This window comes from Corynebacterium sp. HMSC068G04 (assembly GCF_001814885.1).
Lineage (GTDB): Bacteria > Actinomycetota > Actinomycetes > Mycobacteriales > Mycobacteriaceae > Corynebacterium > Corynebacterium hiratae.
This window is the reverse complement of the sequence record NZ_KV818301.1, coordinates 146,186-166,718: the sequence shown is the minus strand read 5'-3', so window position 1 is coordinate 166,718 and position 20,533 is coordinate 146,186. Positions and strand designations below refer to the sequence as shown.

The 20,533-nt window shown below is 61.3% G+C and carries 15 protein-coding genes and 1 pseudogene; 5 read left to right on the top strand and 11 right to left on the bottom strand.

Translation table 11 applies throughout. From position 1 onward, the window contains the following. Positions 1-11 precede the first annotated feature (11 nt). Both HMPREF2993_RS04075 and HMPREF2993_RS04070 read left to right on the top strand, forming a co-directional pair. Positions 12-1,604 carry an amidohydrolase gene (locus HMPREF2993_RS04075; protein WP_070701129.1) on the top strand — a complete coding sequence of 531 codons (1,593 nt, stop codon included), beginning with the start codon at positions 12-14 and terminating at the stop codon, positions 1,602-1,604. Positions 1,605-1,613: 9 nt separating this feature from the next. Then, positions 1,614-2,849: a M20 family metallo-hydrolase gene (locus HMPREF2993_RS04070; protein ID WP_070701127.1), complete on the top strand. Its 1,236-nt coding sequence runs from the start codon at positions 1,614-1,616 to the stop codon at positions 2,847-2,849. 45 nt (positions 2,850-2,894) lie between these two features. Here the strand turns inward: HMPREF2993_RS04070 and HMPREF2993_RS04065 are convergent, their stop codons facing one another. From HMPREF2993_RS04065 to HMPREF2993_RS04055, 3 genes are all read right to left on the bottom strand, one after another. Further along, complete coding sequence (locus tag HMPREF2993_RS04065) at positions 2,895-3,341, bottom strand: MarR family winged helix-turn-helix transcriptional regulator (RefSeq protein ID WP_070701125.1); 447 nt, start codon at positions 3,339-3,341, stop codon at positions 2,895-2,897. A 318-nt stretch (positions 3,342-3,659) separates the two neighbouring features. Next, positions 3,660-4,031: an MmcQ/YjbR family DNA-binding protein gene (locus HMPREF2993_RS04060; protein ID WP_168166760.1), complete on the bottom strand. Its 372-nt coding sequence runs from the start codon at positions 4,029-4,031 to the stop codon at positions 3,660-3,662. 227 nt (positions 4,032-4,258) lie between these two features. Continuing rightward, positions 4,259-4,969 (bottom strand): GntR family transcriptional regulator, encoded by a 711-nt coding sequence (locus HMPREF2993_RS04055; protein WP_070701121.1) that lies wholly within the window; start codon positions 4,967-4,969, stop codon positions 4,259-4,261. 44 nt (positions 4,970-5,013) lie between these two features. Here HMPREF2993_RS04055 and lhgO point away from each other — a divergent pair, with 44 nt between their 5' ends. Further along, positions 5,014-6,219, top strand: coding sequence for an L-2-hydroxyglutarate oxidase (gene lhgO, locus HMPREF2993_RS04050; RefSeq protein WP_070701119.1), 1,206 nt, complete (start codon positions 5,014-5,016; stop codon positions 6,217-6,219). A gap of 29 nt (positions 6,220-6,248) precedes the next feature. Further along, positions 6,249-7,577, top strand: coding sequence for an MFS transporter (locus tag HMPREF2993_RS04045; RefSeq protein ID WP_070701117.1), 1,329 nt, complete (start codon positions 6,249-6,251; stop codon positions 7,575-7,577). A 390-nt stretch (positions 7,578-7,967) separates the two neighbouring features. Here the strand turns inward: HMPREF2993_RS04045 and HMPREF2993_RS04040 are convergent, their stop codons facing one another. The 3 genes and pseudogenes from HMPREF2993_RS04040 to HMPREF2993_RS04030 all read right to left on the bottom strand — a co-directional run bounded on the left by HMPREF2993_RS04040 (position 7,968) and on the right by HMPREF2993_RS04030 (position 10,217). Beyond that, a complete protein-coding gene (locus tag HMPREF2993_RS04040) occupies positions 7,968-8,768 on the bottom strand; it encodes an enoyl-CoA hydratase-related protein (protein WP_070510836.1) in 801 nt (266 codons plus the stop codon). Positions 8,769-8,771: 3 nt separating this feature from the next. Then, positions 8,772-9,788 (bottom strand): annotated as a pseudogene (locus HMPREF2993_RS04035) (NAD(P)H-dependent flavin oxidoreductase); the annotation flags it as partial. Between the two features lie 18 nt (positions 9,789-9,806). Beyond that, positions 9,807-10,217 carry an acyl-CoA thioesterase gene (locus HMPREF2993_RS04030; RefSeq protein WP_070510838.1) on the bottom strand — a complete coding sequence of 137 codons (411 nt, stop codon included), beginning with the start codon at positions 10,215-10,217 and terminating at the stop codon, positions 9,807-9,809. Positions 10,218-10,304: 87 nt separating this feature from the next. Between HMPREF2993_RS04030 and HMPREF2993_RS04025 the strand changes: the two genes are divergently transcribed. Then, positions 10,305-11,486 (top strand): acyl-CoA dehydrogenase family protein, encoded by a 1,182-nt coding sequence (locus HMPREF2993_RS04025; protein ID WP_070701113.1) that lies wholly within the window; start codon positions 10,305-10,307, stop codon positions 11,484-11,486. Between the two features lie 279 nt (positions 11,487-11,765). Here HMPREF2993_RS04025 and HMPREF2993_RS04020 read toward each other — a convergent pair whose 3' ends face one another. From HMPREF2993_RS04020 to HMPREF2993_RS04000, 5 genes are all read right to left on the bottom strand, one after another. Continuing rightward, positions 11,766-13,280 carry a permease family protein gene (locus tag HMPREF2993_RS04020; protein WP_070701111.1) on the bottom strand — a complete coding sequence of 505 codons (1,515 nt, stop codon included), beginning with the start codon at positions 13,278-13,280 and terminating at the stop codon, positions 11,766-11,768. 118 nt (positions 13,281-13,398) lie between these two features. Further along, the gene (locus HMPREF2993_RS04015) at positions 13,399-14,517 is read right to left on the bottom strand and encodes an alcohol dehydrogenase catalytic domain-containing protein (protein WP_070517817.1); all 1,119 of its coding nucleotides are present in this window, start codon (positions 14,515-14,517) and stop codon (positions 13,399-13,401) included. A gap of 118 nt (positions 14,518-14,635) precedes the next feature. Next, positions 14,636-16,354, bottom strand: a complete 1,719-nt coding sequence (locus HMPREF2993_RS04010) for a helix-turn-helix domain-containing protein (RefSeq protein WP_070517818.1) — start codon at positions 16,352-16,354, stop codon at positions 14,636-14,638. A 34-nt stretch (positions 16,355-16,388) separates the two neighbouring features. Then, positions 16,389-18,404 (bottom strand): hydantoinase B/oxoprolinase family protein, encoded by a 2,016-nt coding sequence (locus HMPREF2993_RS04005; protein WP_070701109.1) that lies wholly within the window; start codon positions 18,402-18,404, stop codon positions 16,389-16,391. Positions 18,405-18,442: 38 nt separating this feature from the next. After that, positions 18,443-20,500, bottom strand: coding sequence for a hydantoinase/oxoprolinase family protein (locus HMPREF2993_RS04000; RefSeq protein WP_070701107.1), 2,058 nt, complete (start codon positions 20,498-20,500; stop codon positions 18,443-18,445). Positions 20,501-20,533: the final 33 nt, after the last annotated feature.

Here is a 20,533-nt window from a genome sequence, read left to right as displayed (position 1 = left end):
CAGGAGGACGCATGATCACGCGCATCGACAACGCCCACATCCTGACCCAAGACCCCACCCGGCCGGTCACGGATGCGGTGGCCTTTGCCAACGGGCGCATCCTGGCAGTAGGGGAGGACGCCCGCGCGCTGCCTGCTGACCAGGTATGGGATGCCGGTGGCCGCACGCTCACCCCGGGCTTTAATGACGCGCATTCCCACACCGTGTGGTTCGGCCAAACACTTCTGGAAGCCGATCTCTCCCGGGCCACAACGCCAGAGGATGTCTACTCTGCATTGCACGAGGCCGAGCCCAACCCCGACGGTTGGGTAGTGGCCGCAGGGTTTCGCCCCTCCGGGCTGGATGCGCCGGTGGAGATAGAGCAGCTCGACCGCGCGACCGGTGGTGCCCCGCTGTTGATCAAGCACAATTCCGGCCATGCCTACACGGTCAACACCGCGGCCCTGCGCGCGGCGGGCGTCGACCCAGCCAATCCACCGGAGGGGGAAGGCGGCGAGTTCGTTCGCGATGCCGATGGCCACTGCACCGGGCTGCTCGATGAAAACGCTATGCGCGCTATCCAAGAGGTGACACTGCCGGAATCCGGCGAGGAGATTGCCCGCGCCCTGGAACTGGCCACGCGCCGCTACCTCGAACGTGGACTGACCTCTGTCACGGATGCCGGTGTGGCTGGCGGCTGGATTGGGCACAGCCCGCGCGAGATTGCGGCCTATCAGAACGCCACCCTGCACACCCGCATGCAGGTGATGGTGACCATGGATGTGCTGCACGAGATTTCCGGACACGCCTCCGATGGGCCCGGCTGGAGCCTGGATGGTGGCCTGCGCACCGGTTTCGGCGATGAGTGGCTGCAGATCGGACCAGTGAAGATTTTCAGCGATGGCTCCCTGCTGGGAACCACTGCCGCGCTGAGTGAAAACTATGCCTGCTGCTCCCATCACGGTTACTTCCAGGGGGATCCAGAACAGATGCGCGCCCGTGCGTTGCAGGCGGCGAATTCCGGCTGGTCACTGGCCATCCACGCCATTGGGGATGCAGCGGTAGATTTTGCGATAGAGACGCTGGAGGAGGCCGTCGACAAGCATGGCGTGCCCGCCATGCCGCACCGCATCGAACACGGCGGTGTGGTGCGCCCGGACCAGATTGAGCGCCTGCGCGGCAAGCCCATCGTGGTGGTGCCGCAGCCGCTGTTCATCCGGGCCTTCGGTGACGCGATGGCGGATGCCCTCGGCCCGGAGCGCACCGCGTGGAGCTACCCGGGCAAGCGGCTTCTCGACGCCTCCCTCATCCTCCCCGGCAGTTCCGATCAGCCCGTGGCACCCGGCGTGCCCCTGGAGGTCATGCAGGCCTTCGTGGAGCGGCGCACAGCCTCGGGTCGGGACTATGGGCCGGAGGATCGTCTGACCCCCGCCGAGGCCCTCTACGCCTATACCGCAGGTTCGGCCGCGGCGACGGGCTGGGCCGGGCGCAAGGGGCAGGTGATGCCGGAGCAGCTGGCGGATTTCGTGCTGCTTTCCCAGGACCCGCTGCAGACTGAAGATTTATCCACCATCGACGTGGCCGCCACCATCGTGGGCGGCGAGCTGCGCTACGGAAGCTTTTAAGGAGTAGACATGCGAGCAACCACCAACGAACAATTCCTGGCCGATTTCCAAGCCATGTCCGCCAACGGTGCCACGCCAGGCGGTGGCGTGGAGCGACAGGCGGCCAGTGCTGGCGATAACCTCAACCGCGCCTGGTTCCACGAGGTTCTAGAGTCCCTCGGGGCGCGGGTCATTTATGACGAGATTGGCAACCAGTACGGTCTCTTTGAGCTTGCCCCCGGCGCCGAGTACGTGGGCCTGGGCTCACACCTGGATTCGCAGCCACTGGCAGGCCGTTTCGACGGTGCTTATGGCGTGCTGGCCGCAGCCCATGCGGCCGGGCGCGTGGCGCAGTCGGGCGCCAAGGCACGCTATAACCTGGCGGTGATCAACTGGTTCAACGAGGAGGGCTCGCGCTTTGCGCCTTCCATGATGGGCAGCTCCGTGTTTGTGGGAACGTTGGCGCTTGACGACGCCTACTCCGCCACCGATCTCAGCGGCGTCACCGTCGCGGAGGCTCAAGAAGAGGCCGGCTGGGCCCCGCGCGGTGAAGCTCCGAAGCTCGCGGCCTATGCGGAGATCCACGTCGAGCAAGGTAAGGAGCTTGAAGCTGCAGGCAACACGATTGGTTTGGTCACCGCCACGTGGGGCGCGAAGAAATTCCAGGCGGTGGTCTCCGGTGAACAGGGCCATACCGGCTCTACTCTGATGGCCGATAGGAAGGATGCGCTCTTCGGCGCCTCCCTCATTATTGCTTCAGTAGAGCGCCTCACCCACGAATTTGCCGAAGGCCAGCTGCAGGCTTCGGTCTCGCAGCTAACACTGGAGCCGAACTCGCCCGTGACCATCGCCCGCGAGGTGCGTTTCAACGTGGACGTGCGCTCGCCCTCCACGGAGGTGCTGGACAAAGCCCAAGCACGCCTGCAAGAGATTATTGCCGAAGCAGAGGAGGAATCGCGCACCTCAGTAGAGCTGTCGCCAACGCACGAGTGGGCTCTCAACCCTTACCCGGCGGCCGGCGTGGCGCTGGCCCGGGAGGTGGTGGAGGAGCTGGGCTACTCGCACCAGGAGATCTACACGGTGGCCGGCCATGACTCGACCAACCTTAAAGAGGTGGTGCCGACGGTCATGCTCTTCATCCCGTCCGTCGATGGCATCTCCCATAACGAAAAGGAGTTCACCACGGAGGAAGACTGCGTGGCTGGACTGGACGTGCTGACGCACGTGGCGCAACGCCTCGTGGAATCCGGGTGCGGGGAGGGCTAGGTGCCCTGCGCGCCGCCGCGCAAGACGCGCTAGTTGCTATCTGCCTTAGTCGTTATCGCTCCACGGCTCGTAGCCAAAGGCCTGTAGTGCGACCTCGAATCCGCGCTTCATCGCGGTGAGCTCTTCCTCGCTGAACTCGTAGGTGCGTAAGCGCACTGGGCCGGTAAGCGGGACATGGAGCAGGAAGCGACGGCCTTCTTCGGTGATGTCGCACAAACGGCGGCGCAGGTCCTCCGGATCGTCGTTGAGCGCAATGAGATCATCACGCACTAAGCGCTTGACAGCCTGCCCGATGGTGGCGGGTTGCCATCCTAGTTCCTTGCGCAGCTGAAGGATCGGGATGGGGCCCTTCTTATCGATGAGCCGCAGAAGCGAAAGATGGGAACCGGTGATTCCGTACTCGCGGCGCGCTTCTGTGTCGAACCTAGCCCGGGCGCGTTCGAAGCGGCGGTACTCCGCGATGGTCTCAGCGATTGGATCAATTTCTGTCACGCAATTAAGCGTAAGAGTTTTGGGTTGATGTCCGCAAATGTTTTCAGGGAATGGATTAACAGACTAAAACTTCAGCGCCCGGGCCGCATGTAATGGGGCCACAGGGCGCTGAAGTCTCTCTATCTCTCTCTGTGTGCGTTCTCTCCAACGCACGACATACAGTATGCAACTGATTGGGGGACAATGTGAAGCTTAGACCCACCTAAAGAGGAAGGGATGAGCTGTGAGATTGATGTGCGGGGCACATTCCGCTGGTTATCGCCATCAAAACGCAGCGGGCGGTGTGTGGGGAATTGCCCCCGGGGTTAATAATCGGGGTTATGGAGAGCCAAAATCGGACGGATTAATGGGGCGTTGTGAGCGGGGGAGCTTTTCCACCACAAGGCGGTAGGAGTCCGTCACAAGTTCGGTAAGAAGCTGCGGGGTGAGGCGGGGATCTGGGTGTACGGACACCCAGTGGCGCTTGTTCATGTGATAGCCGGGTGTGATGAAGGCGTGCTCGCTGCGCAGCGCTTCGGCGTCAAGGGGCTCGGCTTTGAGGATAGCCTGCGGGCGGCCAGTTGCCGCGGTGAGAAGGAGGAAGACCTTGCCGCGTACCTTGAACACGTCCCAGTCAGGGCCGAAAGGGTGCGTCAACGTCGCGCCGGGGAGTTCGGTGGCGCGGGCGCTAGCGCAGGTGTGGATGTCCATAGGAAATAGTTTCATAGAGATAGACGAAACCAGGTCTGGTCAGCGAGCAGCGTACTGAATTCTATTTTTGTTATCCCGGGGGCGTCGTGTTCAACCGTGCCTTTTCTCGTCTTCAACGGGGGCACCCATCTACAATTTTTAGATATTTTTCCGGATTCTACTTACATGTTGCATGCAACTGATCTATATTCTTGTAATCCAGGTCACGGAACGAGAGGAGGTGAACTCTAGTGGATATACCATTCCAGACTTTGGCGGATTCTCTTTTGAGAAGCCAGATCGAGAGATCCGGACTCTTGAGCAATGAGTATCTGTGCAGTGTTGCTGATATGTCGACCGACGGCAATGCCTACGCCTTCAATGTCCCGTATACGAAGAGCTTTCATGATGTCGTCATGGTCGTGGAAACAATCCAAAGCGGACCTGCTCTTGGGAACCGTTCCGATTCCCGTACTGAGCACGAAATCCCTTTGCTCCCGAAGGATCTGCAGTGCCTTTTGATTGGATGCGCCGGAAAGCAGAGCGGAGTGGAAATCTCGATCTGCTTTGAGGGTGCCCTCTGTGCTGCCTGCCTGTGCTTGCTCCCTAAAATGCTCAAAGCTTTCTTCAACCTGAGACAGTTCTTGTGTAGTTGCAAATTCCGCGGTCCGCCGGGAAAGCGGAACCTCAATCATCAATCGAATCTGAAAAACTTCAATAAGGGTATCGATTGAGGTGCTCAAGATGCGTGCCCCCTTGTTCTTCTCAATACGAACAAGCCCTCTGCGCTCAAGCTCAAGGAGAGCTTCCCTGATTGGAGTACGAGAAACTCCAAGGCTTTTGCCCAGTTCAACTGCTGAATACACCTGTCCGACTTCAAGACTGCCATCAAGAATTCCGGCTCGGATTTGCGCCGTAGCTTGTTCTGTAAGACTCGGATGTTTCTCAACTTGCTGCATTGCACAAGTATGCCACCAACACCTTTTAAAACTGAAGGAGAACTATGTCGACAAGTCGTTTTGGTGTTATAGGCGCCGGAATTATCGGCGCAGCTGTAGCCCGCGAGATCACGCTTCGATTTCCCGGAGCAGAAGTAACGGTCCTTGAAAAAGGGTATGAACCTGCTGAACACCAGACCGGTCATAATTCAGGCGTGGTCCATGCAGGTCTCTACTATGAGCCAGGCAGTCTTAAAGCCCGGCTTTGCCGCCGAGGGGTCGAGTTGATCAAGCAATATGCTCAGGCCAAGGGGGTTGCGTACGACGAGTGCGGCAAAATTCTTGTCGCAACTACTCCCGAGGAGGAGGAACGTCTCCGCGAAATTTTTAGGAAGGCAACTGACAACGGTGTTCCAGGTGTTCGTCTTCTTAACGGAAGTGAAATCACATCTGTAGAGCCTAATGCCAAGGGGACATTGGCCCTTCATTCTCCCGAAACCGCCATTATCGATTATCCCGGAATCACAAGAGCCCTGATTGCAGATATCCGCGAAGCGGGGGGAACAGTGAAATTCGGCGAGGAGGTTATAAGCATTGATTCAAGCTCAGATCGGGTCGCTGTAAAGACAAAGAATGAGTCATTTGAATTCGATTACCTGATCGCTTGTGCCGGCCTGCAGTCGGACCGAGTCGCAAAGATGGCCGGAGGAGACGAGTTCCCGAAGATCGTGCCGTTCTTTGGGCAGTACATGCAACTTGCTCCAAAGTATGAAGGTATCACAAACGGTCTTGTTTACCCCGTTCCCGATCCTGCTTACCCATTCCTTGGAGTACACCTGACCAAGCGAGTGGATGGAGCTATGCTCGTGGGGCCCAACGCCTTCCTCTCCTTCGGTCGCGAAAACTACAGCGGTGTGAACATAGGCATCAAGGACACATTAGACATCGCCTTCAACTTTGGTTTTTGGCAGTTTGCAGCGAAGAACATGCTCGCTGCAGTCCGAGAAATGAAGGGGCTCCTATCCCGCCAACAATTCGTCAATGGCGCCGCTGGACTTGTACCAGGCGTTATGGACGCCGAGGCAAAACCATTGCCACGAGGTGTTCGTGCACAGGCAATGGATAAGGACGGAACTCTCGTCGATGATTTCGTTATTGAATACCTCGGAAATTCAACGCTCATCCGTAATGCGCCATCTCCTGGTGCGACTTCCTCACTCGCAATTGCTGAATACATCGTCGAACAAGTCTCAGAAAAGCACGACCTCTAATTTTCAATTCTCGAAAGGAGCACACAAAGATGACTACAAATTCTGCCTCAACGCCGGCTCCACAGGTTGAGACTCCTGAGCAGGAGAAGTCGCGTCTTCGTAAAGTTTTGGCCGCTACGTTAATCGGTACGACCGTCGAGTGGTACGACTTCTATCTTTATGCCACTATGGCGTCCATCGTTTTCGGACAGCTCTTTTTCAGCGATGATAGTTCCGAAACAGCTACCCTCAAAGCCTTTGCTACTTTTGCCGTAGGCTTCATTGCCCGTCCAATTGGCGGTATTGTCTTTGGCCACATGGGGGATCGAATCGGGCGTAAAAAGACCCTTGTCATTACCTTCACGCTTATGGGGCTTTCGACGTTCTTAATCGGTATTCTTCCTACTTATGAGACAATTGGCCTTGCGGCTCCTGTACTTTTGGTAACTTGCCGGATTTTCCAGGGCATGGGTGCAGGTGCTGAGTATGCCGGCGCCGCCGTAAATTCGTACGAGCACGCTAAGGAAGGCCGTAGGGGGCGCCAAGGTGCCTGGCCGGCACTTGGCCTCAACCTTGGTCTTGTTCTCTCATCCGGAACCATCTTTTTATTGACCTTGAACGGAGATGAGTTCCTTATGAACGGTGGCTGGCGAATTCCTTTCGTTATTTCCATCGTTCTGGTCGGAGTTGGAATGTGGGTACGCCGTTCGCTGCCTGAGTCGCCCGAATTCAAGCAAGATGTTGTCGAGGAAAAGAAGACGGTCACCTTTTCTGAGGTCTTTAAATACAATTGGAAGGGCTTAATAGTTGTTCTCGGCATCGCGATTGGGTACAACGCGCTTAGCTACATCTTCAAGACGTTTTCTGTGGCGTACCTCAAAGAATTTCAGGAGGTCAGCGCTAACATTGCGTCCGGAGCGGTCATGGTCGCGGGCTGTGTTGCCATTTTTGCTGTCCCGATCTTCGGTGAAGCGTGTGACCGTTTCGGTTCCAAGATGGTCATCGCCACCGGAGGTGTTCTTTCAGCACTCTTTGCTTTCGGATTCCTCGCTCTACTTGAGACTGGTACTGCATGGGGCGCCTATGTCGCAATTGCGATTGGAACGGGCATCCTTGCCCCGATGATGTTCTCGGCACAAGGATCATTCCTAAGCCGCCAGTTTCCGACCGAAGTCCGCAGTACTGGTGTAGGTTTTGCGCGTGAACTCGGTACAGCCATTGCGGGCGGACTGGCCCCCTTGGGTGCGCTTTCTCTTGTTACGGCTTCTCCAACGAATTCGACAACTGGTGTTGGGATCGTGTTGGTTGTATCGGGTGTCATGGTCCTAATCTTCGCGCTTTTTGATCAGGGAAAACACCTTACAAACGAAAAGAATTAGCCCAGTCCAACCTATTTTCTCCGTCAGTATGAACGCAGATAGAACTCCTGCTTTAATCCATGCTTAGAGTGTCGATGACCGCTAAGATTGCGTGCATTGAACTGAGTAGATCCTGCTAGTTTGACGGTGCAATGAGTGGGGCTGAACAGCGGTTGTTGCTTCAGAACTTACCAGGTGAAAACACCGTCGGGCCCCTCCCGCGATTCCTCGGGGAGGGGCCCAACGGCGTCTCTATCAAGTTCCTCCGATTATCGGCCACTGGCCGCCCTCCGGAGGATGAGGGGTTCTCTCTCTCGCATGCGCTCTCTCAAACGCACAACACAGAGTATGGCGGCCAGTGCTGGCACCGCCATGAACTCCGCCTGGCAGTTTTCTGTTAGTCGATTTTTGCTAATCAAAGCGTGCGGAACGCTTCTCCAGAAATGCCGTGACGCCCTCCTTGTGGCCAGCTGAGGCCATCTGCGCGTACTGCGTCGGCTCTTCCCAGGTGAGCTGTTCATCGAGCTGCCCCAGAGCCGTGCGGTTGATGGCCTCCTTGGCTTTGGCCAGGGCATCGCGCGGTGCGATGTGCAGGCGTTCTGATAACTCCAGTGCAGTGGCCAGTGCGTGGCCCTGGGGTGCGCGTGTGGTTACGAGACCTGCAGCCTCGGCCTCGGCGACGCCGAGCTTGTCTTGTAGCAATGCCAAGGCGAGCGCGCGGTGGCGCCCCACGGAGGCCAGCGCGGTGAGGCTCACGCCGCCGTCAGGGATAAGGCCAATCTTGCCGAAGGGCAGCGTGAAGTAGGAGTCCTCGCCGGCCACGATGAGATCGCAGGCAAAAGCCAGCGAAGCACCCGCGCCAGCGGCCGCACCTTCGACTGCGGCGATGACGGGAATTTCGGCGGCCTGAATCTCAGCCACCAGTGCGTTGAGCTGGGGAAGCATGGTGGACTCGGCCGGGTCGGGAGTCTCGCCCGCAGCTTGCGCGGTGGCTGCCTCTTGCGCGGCGGCGACGAGATCCGCTCCAGCGCAGAAGGCGGTTTCATCGCCGGTGATGATGAGGGCGCGGATGGCGGGGTCAGAGGAGGCGTCGGCAAGCGCGGCGGAGAGGGCTAGACAGTGTTCCTTGGCAATGGCGTTGCGGCGCGCGGAGTTATTGATGCGTGCGACGAGGACGGAGCCTTCGCGGCGGGTGAGGATGGCATCGGTCATGGTTTAGTCCTTAACAAGCTGGGTGAGGGAGGAAATGATGCGCTCGGCCTCAGCGGAGATGCGAGAGACGATTTCGGAACAGGGTGCCACATCGTGGATTAGACCCTGCGACGTTCCGCAGGTCCACACGCCTGCATCCAAATCACCGGTTTCGTAGACTGCACGGCCGCGCTTGCCGGCAACGAGGTGGCGGATATCCCCAAACTCGGCGCCCTGGGCAAGGCGCTCGGCAACCTCATCGCTTACAGCGTTCCTGGCCACGCGGGTGGAATTGCGCAGTTCGCGGAGGATGAGCTGGGTATCCAGCTCGCTGCGCTCCACGATGGCCTGCTTGACGTTCTCGTGCACCGGGGCCTCGGTGGAAGCCACGAAGCGGGTTCCCATGTTGATGCCCTCGGCGCCCAGTGCCAGGGCGGCAGCGAGCCCGCGGCCATCCGCGAAGCCGCCTGAGGCCACGATGGGGATGTCCAGCTGGTCCGCGGCGGCGGGAATGAGCACGAGTCCCGGAATGTCATCTTCGCCGGGGTGGCCGGCGCACTCGAAGCCGTCGATGCTCACGATGTCGACGCCCACCTTCTGTGCACTCAGCGCATGCCGCACGGAGGTGCACTTGTGGATGACAGTGATGCCAGCATCCTTGAAAGCCGGCATGTGGTCCTTGGGATTGTTGCCGGCGGTTTCTGCAATCGTGACGCCTTCCTCAATGATGACGTCGCGGTATTCCGCATAGGGCGGTGGGGTAATTGCCGGGAGCATGGTGAGGTTGACGCCGAAGGGCTTATCGGTCAGCTCGCGTGTGCGGCGAATCTCGTGGCGCAAGTCTTCCGGGGTGGGCTGCGTAAGCGCGGTGACGACGCCGAGGCCGCCGGCGTTGGATACCGCGGCGGCGAGTTCAGCACGGCCGACCCATTGCATGCCGCCTTGGATGATGGGGTGAGTGATGCCGAGCATCTCGGTAACGCGGGTGGAAATCATGAGTGTTGTGCTCCTTGGTGGTGCGAAATTATGGGGGAGGAGGGTGAATGAAAAGGTGAATGGCTATTCGGAAAAATGGGAGTGCAGGCGGCCCCTGAGGTCATCGGGCAGGGCGATGGGGCGGCGCGCGGAGACGTCGATAAGCACCAGCGTCGCCGTCGCGAACACGCACGACGTTCCGTTCTGGATGAGTTCGTGGGAAACCTGGTAGGAGGTGGTTCCGATGCGCGAGATCCACACCCGCGCCTCGATGGAATCGGTGTAGGTGAGCTCGGCGTCGTACTGCACTTCGAGGGAACGCACCACGTGAGCATAGGAATTGGTGGCGACGGGGCCGCTTAGTTCGGCAGCCGCACGGACACGCGCTTCCTCTAAAAGCGTGACCATCGTGGCGTTATTGACGTGGGCGTTCGCGTCCTGGTCGGACCACCGCAAGGCAAGGGTTATCGGGATGGCGTTGGCGGGCGCGCGCATTGTTCCTCCTGGGGAGAGCGGGTAAAGTGATGCGTATTACTATACATACGAATTGTGGTTCGTCACTCGAATCGTGAGGAGAACGCCATGACAGATCTGCTGGGAATCGATGCTCTGCTGAGCGAAGAAGAAAAAGCTACCCGTGACCGCGTCGCCGCACTGGTGGATGAGCACATCCGCCCGCACGTGGGGCAGTGGTACGAGGACGCGGTGCTGCCGGACTCCATCTTCCCGGTGCTAGCGCAGGCCGGACTGTTCGGGATGCATCTGGAAGGCTATGGCTGCGCTGGACGTTCCGCGGTGGAATATGGGCTCGCCATGCAGGAGCTGGAAGCAGGGGACTCCGGTATCCGCACGGTGGTATCGGTGCAGGGCTCGCTGGCGATGTCGGCGATTTATAAGCATGGTTCGGAGGAACAGAAACAGGAGTGGCTTCCCAAGATGGCAGCCGGTGAGGTCATTGGCTGCTTCGGCTTGACAGAGCCGACCGCCGGTTCGGACCCGGCAAGCATGGTGACGGTGGCGCGCTACCGCTCCGGTGAATGGGTGCTGGACGGTGCGAAGCGCTGGATTGGCCTGGCGAGTGTGGCCGGGGTGGCCATCATCTGGGCCAAGGTTTCTGAGGAGGACGCGGCGGCTGCCGGGGTGGAGGCGGGCGTGCGCGGGTTCATCGTGCCGACGTCCACGCCGGGGTTTAGGGCGACGCCAATTACCCGCAAGCTGTCGATGCGCGCTTCTATCCAGTGCGATATTGAACTGGAAGGCGTTACTTTGCCCGCCGACGCCCTGCTGCCCAAGCATCCGGGACTCAAGGGGCCGTTTATGTGTTTGAACGAGGCTCGCTTCGGCATTAGCTTCGGCGCTTTGGGCGCTGCCCGTGATTCTTTGGAGGTGGCTCTGGAGTACGCCAAGGAGCGCAAGCAATTCGATCGCTCGCTGGCGTCCTTCCAGCTCACCCAGCAGAAGCTGGTGGATATGGCGGTGGAGCTGAACAAGGGGCAGCTGCTGGCGTTGAACCTGGGCCGCGCCAAGGATGCGGGCACGCTGGAGCCCTACCAGATTTCGGTGGGCAAGCTGGCCAACTGCCGCACTGCCATCGACATTTGCCGCCAAGCCCGCACCATCCTGGGCGGCAACGGTATCACCGCGGACTACTCGCCGCTGCGCCACGCCGCCAACCTGGAATCAGTGCGCACCTACGAGGGCACCGATGAAATCCACACGCTGATTCTGGGGCGGGTGCTGACGGGGGAGGCGGCGTTTAGCTAACCACGTGGCGTCGTACCGGTGCCGCCGCACGGGCGCTACTGCGCAGATGGTCTTATTCGTTTGGTCTCTCTACTTTGGTCCCTCATCTGGGATGAGGGACCATCTGTGTGCTGAAAACCAGAGAAAGATGGTCCCTTTACTCTGCTAAGAGACCAGAGTAAAGGGACCATCTAAAGAGGAGAGGCTAAGCAGTGCGGGCGCCGTGTTCGGGGCCCGAGCATTGTCTTGCACTCAGGCCTGTTCACAGGCACTGTGTCGCGCTGTTTAGTTTCTGGGTGTCTAGCTTCTGGTGTCCTTCGGCTTCGGGGCGTTCGGATCGATCGGGCGTCCCTCAGCGTCCAGATCGTTGAGCTCAGCCAGCTCGGTGAAGTCCGCTTGGGCGTCGGCGAAGCCCTCTTCCGGATCGATTTCATCGAAGTTGCGGATGGTGCCGTCGCGTTCGTCCTTGAACATGTCCTTGCCGTAGATGACCAGAACCATGATGATGCCGGCGGCGAATCCCCATGCGGCACCCTGGGTGGCCAGCACGCCGGCGGTAACGCCTGCGATACCCAGATCCTTCTGGTTCTTGGCTTCCATGATGCCCACGCGTACAGACACGAAGCCCTGAATGATGAGCGTCAGTGCCAAGCCCACCGGCAGGATGGGCTCCACGAAGGAGGTAATCGGCAGCAGGAGGAGGCCTGTGTTGGTACCCCAACGGAAAGAGCCCGCGCCGCCAAAGATGGTGCGCATGGCGCGCTTGCCCTGCTTGTAGCGTTCAACGATGACCACGTGCATCGCCGCCCACAGCGGGCCACACATGGCGATGTCCGGGCCGATGATGGACATCAGCATGTTGCGGCCGCCGAAGAGCAGGTGCGCGCGCGACGGACTGTAGACCACGGCCTCGTCCGTGCGGACGTGGTCGGCTTCCTTGAGAACGGCGTTAGCCTGCAGGACGTCACCGAAAACAACGATGTACGCAGCCAACACCGTGGGGATAGCGGTGAGGAACATGTGCGCCGGCGGAAGACCGACACCGAAGACGGTGTACTCAGACCACAAGGTCATGAAGTCAGGTTTTGAAAAGCCCCACTCCACGTCCGGCCAGGGAGCCTCGCCAGCCAGCGGTGCGACGAAGACCGCGACGAAGATAGCAGGCAGGATGCCTAGCGAAGCCAGGAAGCGCCAACCGGCGGCCTTCTGTCGCAGGGCTTGGAAACCTCGTGAATACATGAGGAAGAAAGCTACGGCTACCGCAATCGTGATGGTGATAGGGAAGGAATGGAAACGTCCATCCTCCTTAAACACTGAGATGATGGCGGCAATACCGGCGCCGAGAACGATGCCGGCGCGCAGACCTGATGGGATGAGGCGAACGACCTTTGACGCCCATCCCGTTATGCCCAGCGTTAGTGAGAATATGCCGAGCATCAGCTGGAAGCTGATCAAGGCCCAGATACGCTCCTCACCCTCCGGGAAGGTCTGGATATAGACCGTCAGCAACGGAATCGCCGGGGTAATCCAGCCTGGGACAACCGGGTCACCCAAGAGGTGGTGGGTGAGGTAGAGCAGGCCGTTGAGCATAACGACGGCCAGCGCCGCTTCGTAGGGCATGCCGAGGGCCTCGGTCATCAGGGGGATAGCGCCCAAGTCCACCACACACATGAACAAGCCTTGAGCGAAGTCCGGCCACTCCATGCGGTAATGCACGAAGGGGAGGCGAACATCGAAGGGGCCCATCTTCCAGTGGGGTGAAGCTTGACCGATGCCCTGGTCTTCGGGTTCGGTGGCTTCGGTGGTTTCGGCCATGACGGCCTCCTTTCAAAGAAAAGGGACCAAGCCCGGCGGGCGTGAAGCGCGCGGGGCTTGGTGAGGAAAGGTGAGAGGTTCGTTGAGGTTTAGTGCTTGAGGTTTAGTCGAACCTTGGTTAGTCGAACTCGATGATCTGGCGCAGTGCTACACCGTCGGACAGGCGGTCCATGGCGGTGTTGATGTCCTCGAGCTTGATGTGGTCGGAGATGAGGGCCTCAGCGTTGAGCTTGCCCTCGCGCCACAGCTGCTCGTACTTCGGGATGTCCTTCGACGGGACGGAGGAGCCCAGGTAGCAGCCGTGGACGCGGCGTGCCTCGGCAGTCATCACCAGCGGGTCGATGGTGATGGTGGAGCCCGGTGCCGGCAGGCCGACGGTGACGGTCAGGCCGCCCGGTGCGGTGACCTTGTAGGCGGTTTCCAGTGCCTTCGGATGGCCGGCGGCCTCTACGACAGCGGTGAACTTCTTGCCGGACTCCTCAGCTTCCTGAGGGGTCATCGCGGAGGTGGCACCGATTTCGATGGCCTTCTCGCACTTATCCTTCTGCATGTCGATGCCCACGATCTCCTTCACGCCGAGCGCAGCGGCGGTAATGATGGCGGCCATGCCCACGCCACCGAGGCCGACGACGGCGATGCTGTCCTCCGGCTTTGGATCGATCTCGTTGAGCACGGCGCCGCCACCAGTGAGGATGGCGCAGCCGAGGATGGCGGCGATATCGGCCGGGACATCGGAGCCCACCGGTACGACGGAGAGCTCGGAGACCACGGCGTGGGTGGCGAAGCCGGAGACACCGAGGTGGTGCTGGATCGTCTCACCGTTGCGGGTGAGGTGGCGGGTGCCGCGGATGAGGGTGCCCTCGTTGTTGGTCTTGGAGCCGACCTCACAGGGCATCTTGCCGTCGGTCTTGCAGCCGGCGCACTCGCCGCAGCGCGGGAGGAAGGTCATGACCACGTGGTCGCCGACCTTGACGTTGGTAACACCCGGGCCGATCTCTTCGACGATGCCGGCGGACTCGTGGCCCAGCAGCATCGGCAGCGGACGTGGGCGGTTGTTGTTGACCACGGAGAGGTCGGAGTGGCAGAGGCCAGCGGCGGTGATCTTGACCAGGATCTCGCCCTCGCCGGGAGCGCTGAGCTCGAGCTCGCTTACGGTGATGGGCTGAGAATCGGCGTAGGGGCGCTCGTCGCCGGAGCGCTCCAGAACGGCGCCGCGAATGGTAATCGTGTCAGACATAGATACCTCCAGACATGAGATGGGGTTAATGCATCGCAATGTACGCCACCGGGCGTTAAGGAGGGCCGGAACGGTATGGGAAAAACTACACCGGGCCGTTATGTGGATGGGGAATTCTCTACCCGCTGAGGGCGTGGGCGCGCAGCGCTACGAAGACATCGAGCCCGCGCTGGCCCACGGCCCACTCCTCACCCATGAGCTCAGCGATCCGATCGAGGCGTTGGCGCACTGTGTTGGGGTGGATGAACATGGAGCGGGCGGTCTGCGGAATGCTGTGCCCGGAGAGCAAGTAGTGGTGCGCGGTAGCGGTCAGCTCCGTGGAGTGCTCCTCGTCGTAGCGCACCAGCGGGCCGATGGTGCGCGTGGACAGTGCGTTCAGCGCCTGCGGGTCCGCACCCAGGATGAGACCCACCGTGCCTAGGGAGTCCTCGGTGACGAGCTGGCCGCGCAAGCCCAAAGCGAGTGCTGAATCCAGGTAGGCCATGGCGGAATCGTGGGCGCTGCGCGCTTCGCTCAGGCCGCCGAAGCCGATGGCAGAGACCGTCAACTCAGGGAATTCAGACAGCAGTGGGGCCAGCGCCTTATCGATATCCCGATCCGGTTGGTACAGCACGCACACGTGTTGGTCGTGGTGCGTAATGGCGGCGTTACCTGGCAGGAGGTGCTCCAGCTGGGGGCGGGTGGGCAGGTTCTTGGCTGAGTGCAGGCCTACGAAGTACAGCTGTGCCGAAGAGTTCAGGCTAATCCCCGTCAGGTGGCGCAGGCGGGCGATCTCCTCGCGCCCGGCGTTGCCTAGTGCTACGGCGTAGACGAGGTCGTCGACTTTGCGCGCGGTGGCGTCGACAAGCGCTTCGGCAAAGAGCGCAATCGCGGTAAAGGCCGCAGAAGCGTGGCTGATGACGCGCAGTTCGGCGTCGCTGAGCTCCTTGTCCACACCAATCGTGCCCAGCGCCCGCCCGTTAAACTCCACGGGGAACGTGCTGGTTGGGGGAGTGTCCGGGGCATCCTCCGCTGTCCACAGCGTGACCGGCGCATCGAGGCTCTTAGCCAGCACGCGTTCGAGCTCTTCGAAGCTGGGATTGTTCATCAGCACGTGGAGCAACTGCGTGTTGACGTCATTGAGCCACTGCAATTCGTCCACGTGGCGGCTGAGCGCAATTTGGGAGCGGGTCAATTCGGCCACGGATTCGCCCTGACTCTCAATGACTTGGGCATTCTCCAGCGCCACGGAGGTAATAGAGCCGAGCACCTCGAGCGCGGCGATCTCCTCGTGCGTGTAGTGACGCGGGTGGCGATCCCCCACGAGAAGCGCGCCGATGGTGCGCCCAGAAATGCGGATCGGGGCGCCGAGGATCCCGCGGATTCCTTCGGCTTCTACCGCACGGTCCACGTAATCCACGTGCGTGACGTTGGGATCCACAGAATGGTCATAGGTCCACGCCGGGCGGTTAGTGGCGGCCACGATGCCGAGGATTCCGGAGCCCATCGGCATGTTGATGGTGCGGAATTCCTCAGTTACGACACCGCTGGTGGCCAGCACCTTGGTAAAGCCGGTGTCCTCATCGTTGAGGCTGAGGTAGCCCACCTCCGTGCCGATGGTGGAGCGCGCGTGGCGCACAATCGCCTGGAGGATGTCGGTGGATTCGCGGCCCGAGTTGAGCATCTGGGAGACGTCGAGCAGTTTCGTCGACATCACCCGCCACGTGTGGTTGGCGCGCATGGTTTCCTCAACGGCCCGAAGCGCGCCAAGCTCCTCGGCCGCCAGTTGCTCGCGCAACTCGTCGGGGACACGGGTGCCGCTGGCGAGGTGGGAGAGTACGGGGCCGAGGAGAGACATGCCCCCTAGCTTAGGGGGCTAGCCGGGGCGCTACCTACTTCCAGTGGGAAGAGGAACGCTTGGCCATCTGCTCGCGGTACTGCTGGGTGGTGGTGGGCAGGAGCTCTCCGGTGGCCCAGTCGAGGATGACGCCGTAGTGGCGGACCAGGTCGAGCTGGTCCAACTCGCCGGCGTTGTAGCGCTCAGCCACGGACTCCGGGGACTCCGCCAGCTTGTCCAGGCGGGTAGAGCGCAGCTCCTCACGCAGCTTCGCGGTTTCCTCCTCGTCGAGCTCGTACTCGTCGATTTCCGGGTCAACGGGGCGGATGACAACGCCGTAGTCCTTGGCGGCACGGCCCACGGAGACGTAGCCATCGATGACGTCCTCCAGCACGGCCTTCGGGTCGCGCTCCAGGGCATCGCCGAAGCCGCCGCCACCGGCGGAGGGGCGCTCGAAGGTATCGCCCGGGCCGACCGGAACATTGGAGAACAGCGCGCCGAGGTACTGCTCATCCGGGGTGCCGCGGTTGAGCCACACGCCCTGCGGGATGGACGGCAGACCACCCTCGATGCCCCAGGTCACGGAACGCGAGCGGTCACAGCAGTAGCTCATGACGGTCTTGTTCGCGTCCGTGAGCACACCGCCCTTGGTTACACCCACACCGCCGCGGAACTTGCCGGGGCCCGCCGAGTCAGTCACCAGGGCGTGGTGGCTGGTGATAACGGGGGAGAGACGCTCCTGGCCTTCGACCGGCTGGACCGCCAGGCCCGGGCCGAAGACCGGCGCGGTGGCGGAGGAGCCATCGCGGTCGACGCGGCCGCCCCAGCCGCCAGCCATCCAGTCGTACCACATGAAGAACTCGCCCTTGTCCTCTGGTTTCTTCGCGTCACGCGTATCCCAACCACCGATGAGCAGGTACTCCAGGTTGAAGGCACAGGCCATGGCGCGCTCATGCATGAGTTGGGACCACAGTTCGAAGACCGCGTTCATGATCTTCTCGAAGGGGCCGGAACAGAAGCCGGTCACCGCGTGCGGCATTCCGGCGTTGACCACGGTTCCCTCCGGGCCTAGGTCGATGTCCATGGCGCGGTAGAGGCCGGAGTTAAGCGGCACGTCGGGGAAGAAGGTCTTGGTGCCGGCGACGATTCCGGAGAACGCGGAGCCATAGCCCGCGTTGAGGAAGCTGGCCACCGCCGGCGCGGAACCGTCCAGCGAGTAGGAGAGGCGTCCGCCCTTGATGCGCATCGTTACCTTGATGGGAACGAGGCCCTCTTCCTTGGCCGGGTCGAGGTCGATGTAGTCGATGGTGGACCACTCGCCGTCGTCAAGCGCGGCCACACGGGAGGTGACGATGTCTTCCACGTAGTCCTGGACCTCCCGCAGCGCGGTGCGCACGGTGTCGAAGGAGTACTTGTCCACGAGGCGGTGGATTTCGCGCTCACAGACCGCGGTGGCCTCGGCCTGGGCCTTGAGGTCACCCATGACGATCTCGGGGCTGCGGGTGTTGCCAGCCAAAAGCTTGGCGACGTCCTTGAGGAACACGCCCTTGGACCACACGCGCACCGGGGTGATGCGCAGGCCCTCGGTGTAGTAGTCGGTCGCGGAGACGTCGAAGGAGCCCGGGACGGAGCCGCCGGCATCGGCCCAGTGGCCCTTGTTCTGTGCGAAGGCCAGTAGGGTGCCCTCGTGGAAGATGGGGCGCAGGAAGGACACGTCATTCATGTGCGTGCCGCCCTGGTAGGGGTCGTTGATGGCGAAGACGTCACCTTCGTGGATGTCATCGCCGAATTCCTTGAGCACGGCTTGGCACTGGAAGTGCAGGGTGCCGACGTGTACGGCGATGTCCTGGTTTCCCTGCATCACGGTGTTGCCCTCGGCGTCACACAGCGCGGAGGAGAAGTCACGCGAGTAAATGACGAAGGAGTAGCAGGTGCGCAGAATCTGCTCGGACATGAGGTTGACCGAGGTGGCAAAGGCGTTCTTGAGAACCTCGAAGGTCACCGGGTCGAGCGTGCGGCGGCCGGAAGAAGACGGCGAGGGTTTCTGTGGCTGTGTGTGAGTCGTAGTCATGTCGATTCCTTTCAAAGGAGAGTCTGAAGGCGAGGGTCTTAGGCGTTGGTGGCCTTGCCGATGTGGATACGGATGTTGGACCACTCATCAATTTCTGCACGGTCTCCAGGCGGAATGACGGTGGTGGCATCGAACTGGTCGATGATGGCCGGGCCGTTGAGCTTGGCGCCGGCCTTCAGGTCGGGGCGGTGATAAATCGGGACATCGGCCCAGCCGCCGTGCGCGGAGAAGTAGACGGGGCGGGTGGTCTCCGGGAGCTCTGCCTCGTGCTCTTCGACCTCGTAGTGCTTGAAGGGCGGGTTCTCGAGCTCGCCGATGGCGATGAGGCCAATCTGGTAGAACTCCACCGCGCCGTCGCGGTCGGCGAAGGAGTACTCGCGCTCGTGCTCATCGTGGAACATGGCGACGGCATCATCGAGCGGGTTATCGGACTCGGGGATTTCCACTGTCAGGGAACGCCACTGGCCGCGGTAGCGCATGGACGCGGTCAGCTTGAACTTCATGCGCTCCTCTGGGACGTGCTCCTTCTCCAGGCGCTCGCGGGCCTCGGAGATCAGCGCCTGGAATTCCTTGCGCAGTTCGGTGGTGTCCACCTCGTCCACCGGTGCTTGGTACATCTTGGTGATGTCGTGTCGGATGTCCACGAGCAAGCAGCCCTGGGCGGAGGTCACGCCTGGGTGCGGCGGGACCACGACGGTGGGGATGGACAGATCGCGGGCGACCTCAGCGCCGTGCAGGGCGCCGGCGCCGCCGCCGACGACGAGGACGAAGTCACGCGGGTCGTAGCCACGGCGGATGGACAGCAGGCGAACCGCATCGGCCATGTTGGCGTTGGCCACCTGGATGATGTTCTCGGCTGCGGCTTCGAGCTCAAGGTTGAGCGGCTCTGCAACCGTCTTGTTGACGGCCTCGCGCGCGGCATCCGGGTTCAGCTTCAGTGCACCGCCGATGAGCTCGGTGCCGAGGCGGCCGAGGGTGACGTTGGCATCGGTGTTGGTGGCATCGGTGCCGCCGCGCTCGTAGCAGACCGGTCCCGGATCCGCGCCCGCGGACTGCGGGCCGTTGCGCAGGGAACCTGCCTCATCGATCCAGGCCAGCGAGCCGCCGCCAGCGCCGATGGTGCCGACCTCGATGGACGGGAAGCAGATGGGGAAGCCGTATTCGACCTGCCACTGCTTGGTGATGCGGATGTCACCTTCGTAGACCAGCGCGATATCGGTGGAGGTACCGCCCATTTCCAGGCCAATCGCGTTGGAGTAGCCACAGCGGGTGGCGATGTCTTGCACCGCGATGGCGCCGGCCGCAATGCCGGAGGCAGCCAGGCGGACCGGGTAGCGGGTCACCATCTCCGGGGTCATGGAACCGCCGCCGGAGTGGAGAAGGAGCAGGTCTCCGTCGTAGCCGCCTTCCTCCAGCTGGCGGGACAGGCGGTTGACGTAGCCGGAGACGAGCGGGGCCAGGACCGCATTGGCGACGGTCGTGGAGAAGCGGTCGTGCTCGAAGATCTCCGGGAGGATTTCGGAGGAGGTGGAGACGGTGGCGTCGGGAAGTTCCTCGCGTAGGATCTCCGCCATGCGCTCCTCGTGGGAGGCGTTGGCATGGGAGTTGATGAAGCAGACCGCGACGGTCTCAATCTTCTTGCGGCGCAGGATCCCGGCGATGCGGCGTGCCTCTGCCTCATCGAGCGGGGTGACCTCTGCGCCGTCGAAGTCGATGCGCTCTTCGACCTCGTAGCGGTCGCGGCGGCGGATATAGGGCTCCGGAACGTCGTGGTAGGCATCCCAGAGCTCATCCTTGGTGCCGTCACGGATCTCCAACACATCGCGGAAGCCCTTCGTGGTGATGAGCGCTGCCGGCGGGAAGCGGCGCTGGATCAACGCATTCGTGGCCACTGTGGTGCCGTGGGAGAACACCTCGACCTGGTTGAGCTGGACGTCGGCCGACTTGAGGCCGTTCATCACCGCCTTCATCGGGTCATCCGGGGTGGAGGGAACCTTGGCTACCGACAACTCGTGGGTCTCGGTGTTAACAATCGCGACGTCGGTGAACGTTCCGCCGACGTCAACGGATACGCGAAAAGGCTTGGTCTCCGTCATGGTGTGGACCTCTCTTTCAAAAGATGGTGAATT

Bases quoted from the DNA above. Each gene is read 5' to 3' on its own strand.
- HMPREF2993_RS04075 (WP_070701129.1), top strand. From the start codon at position 12: ATGATCACGCGCATCGACAACGCCCACATCCTGACCCAAGACCCCACC.
- HMPREF2993_RS04070 (WP_070701127.1), top strand. From the start codon at position 1,614: ATGCGAGCAACCACCAACGAACAATTCCTGGCCGATTTCCAAGCCATG.
- HMPREF2993_RS04060 (WP_168166760.1), bottom strand. From the start codon at position 4,031: ATGGACATCCACACCTGCGCTAGCGCCCGCGCCACCGAACTCCCCGGC.
- HMPREF2993_RS04055 (WP_070701121.1), bottom strand. From the start codon at position 4,969: ATGCAGCAAGTTGAGAAACATCCGAGTCTTACAGAACAAGCTACGGCG.
- lhgO (WP_070701119.1), top strand. From the start codon at position 5,014: ATGTCGACAAGTCGTTTTGGTGTTATAGGCGCCGGAATTATCGGCGCA.
- HMPREF2993_RS04045 (WP_070701117.1), top strand. From the start codon at position 6,249: ATGACTACAAATTCTGCCTCAACGCCGGCTCCACAGGTTGAGACTCCT.
- HMPREF2993_RS04040 (WP_070510836.1), bottom strand. From the start codon at position 8,768: ATGACCGATGCCATCCTCACCCGCCGCGAAGGCTCCGTCCTCGTCGCA.
- HMPREF2993_RS04030 (WP_070510838.1), bottom strand. From the start codon at position 10,217: ATGCGCGCGCCCGCCAACGCCATCCCGATAACCCTTGCCTTGCGGTGG.
- HMPREF2993_RS04025 (WP_070701113.1), top strand. From the start codon at position 10,305: ATGACAGATCTGCTGGGAATCGATGCTCTGCTGAGCGAAGAAGAAAAA.
- HMPREF2993_RS04020 (WP_070701111.1), bottom strand. From the start codon at position 13,280: ATGGCCGAAACCACCGAAGCCACCGAACCCGAAGACCAGGGCATCGGT.
- HMPREF2993_RS04015 (WP_070517817.1), bottom strand. From the start codon at position 14,517: ATGTCTGACACGATTACCATTCGCGGCGCCGTTCTGGAGCGCTCCGGC.
- HMPREF2993_RS04010 (WP_070517818.1), bottom strand. From the start codon at position 16,354: ATGTCTCTCCTCGGCCCCGTACTCTCCCACCTCGCCAGCGGCACCCGT.
- HMPREF2993_RS04005 (WP_070701109.1), bottom strand. From the start codon at position 18,404: ATGACTACGACTCACACACAGCCACAGAAACCCTCGCCGTCTTCTTCC.
- HMPREF2993_RS04000 (WP_070701107.1), bottom strand. From the start codon at position 20,500: ATGACGGAGACCAAGCCTTTTCGCGTATCCGTTGACGTCGGCGGAACG.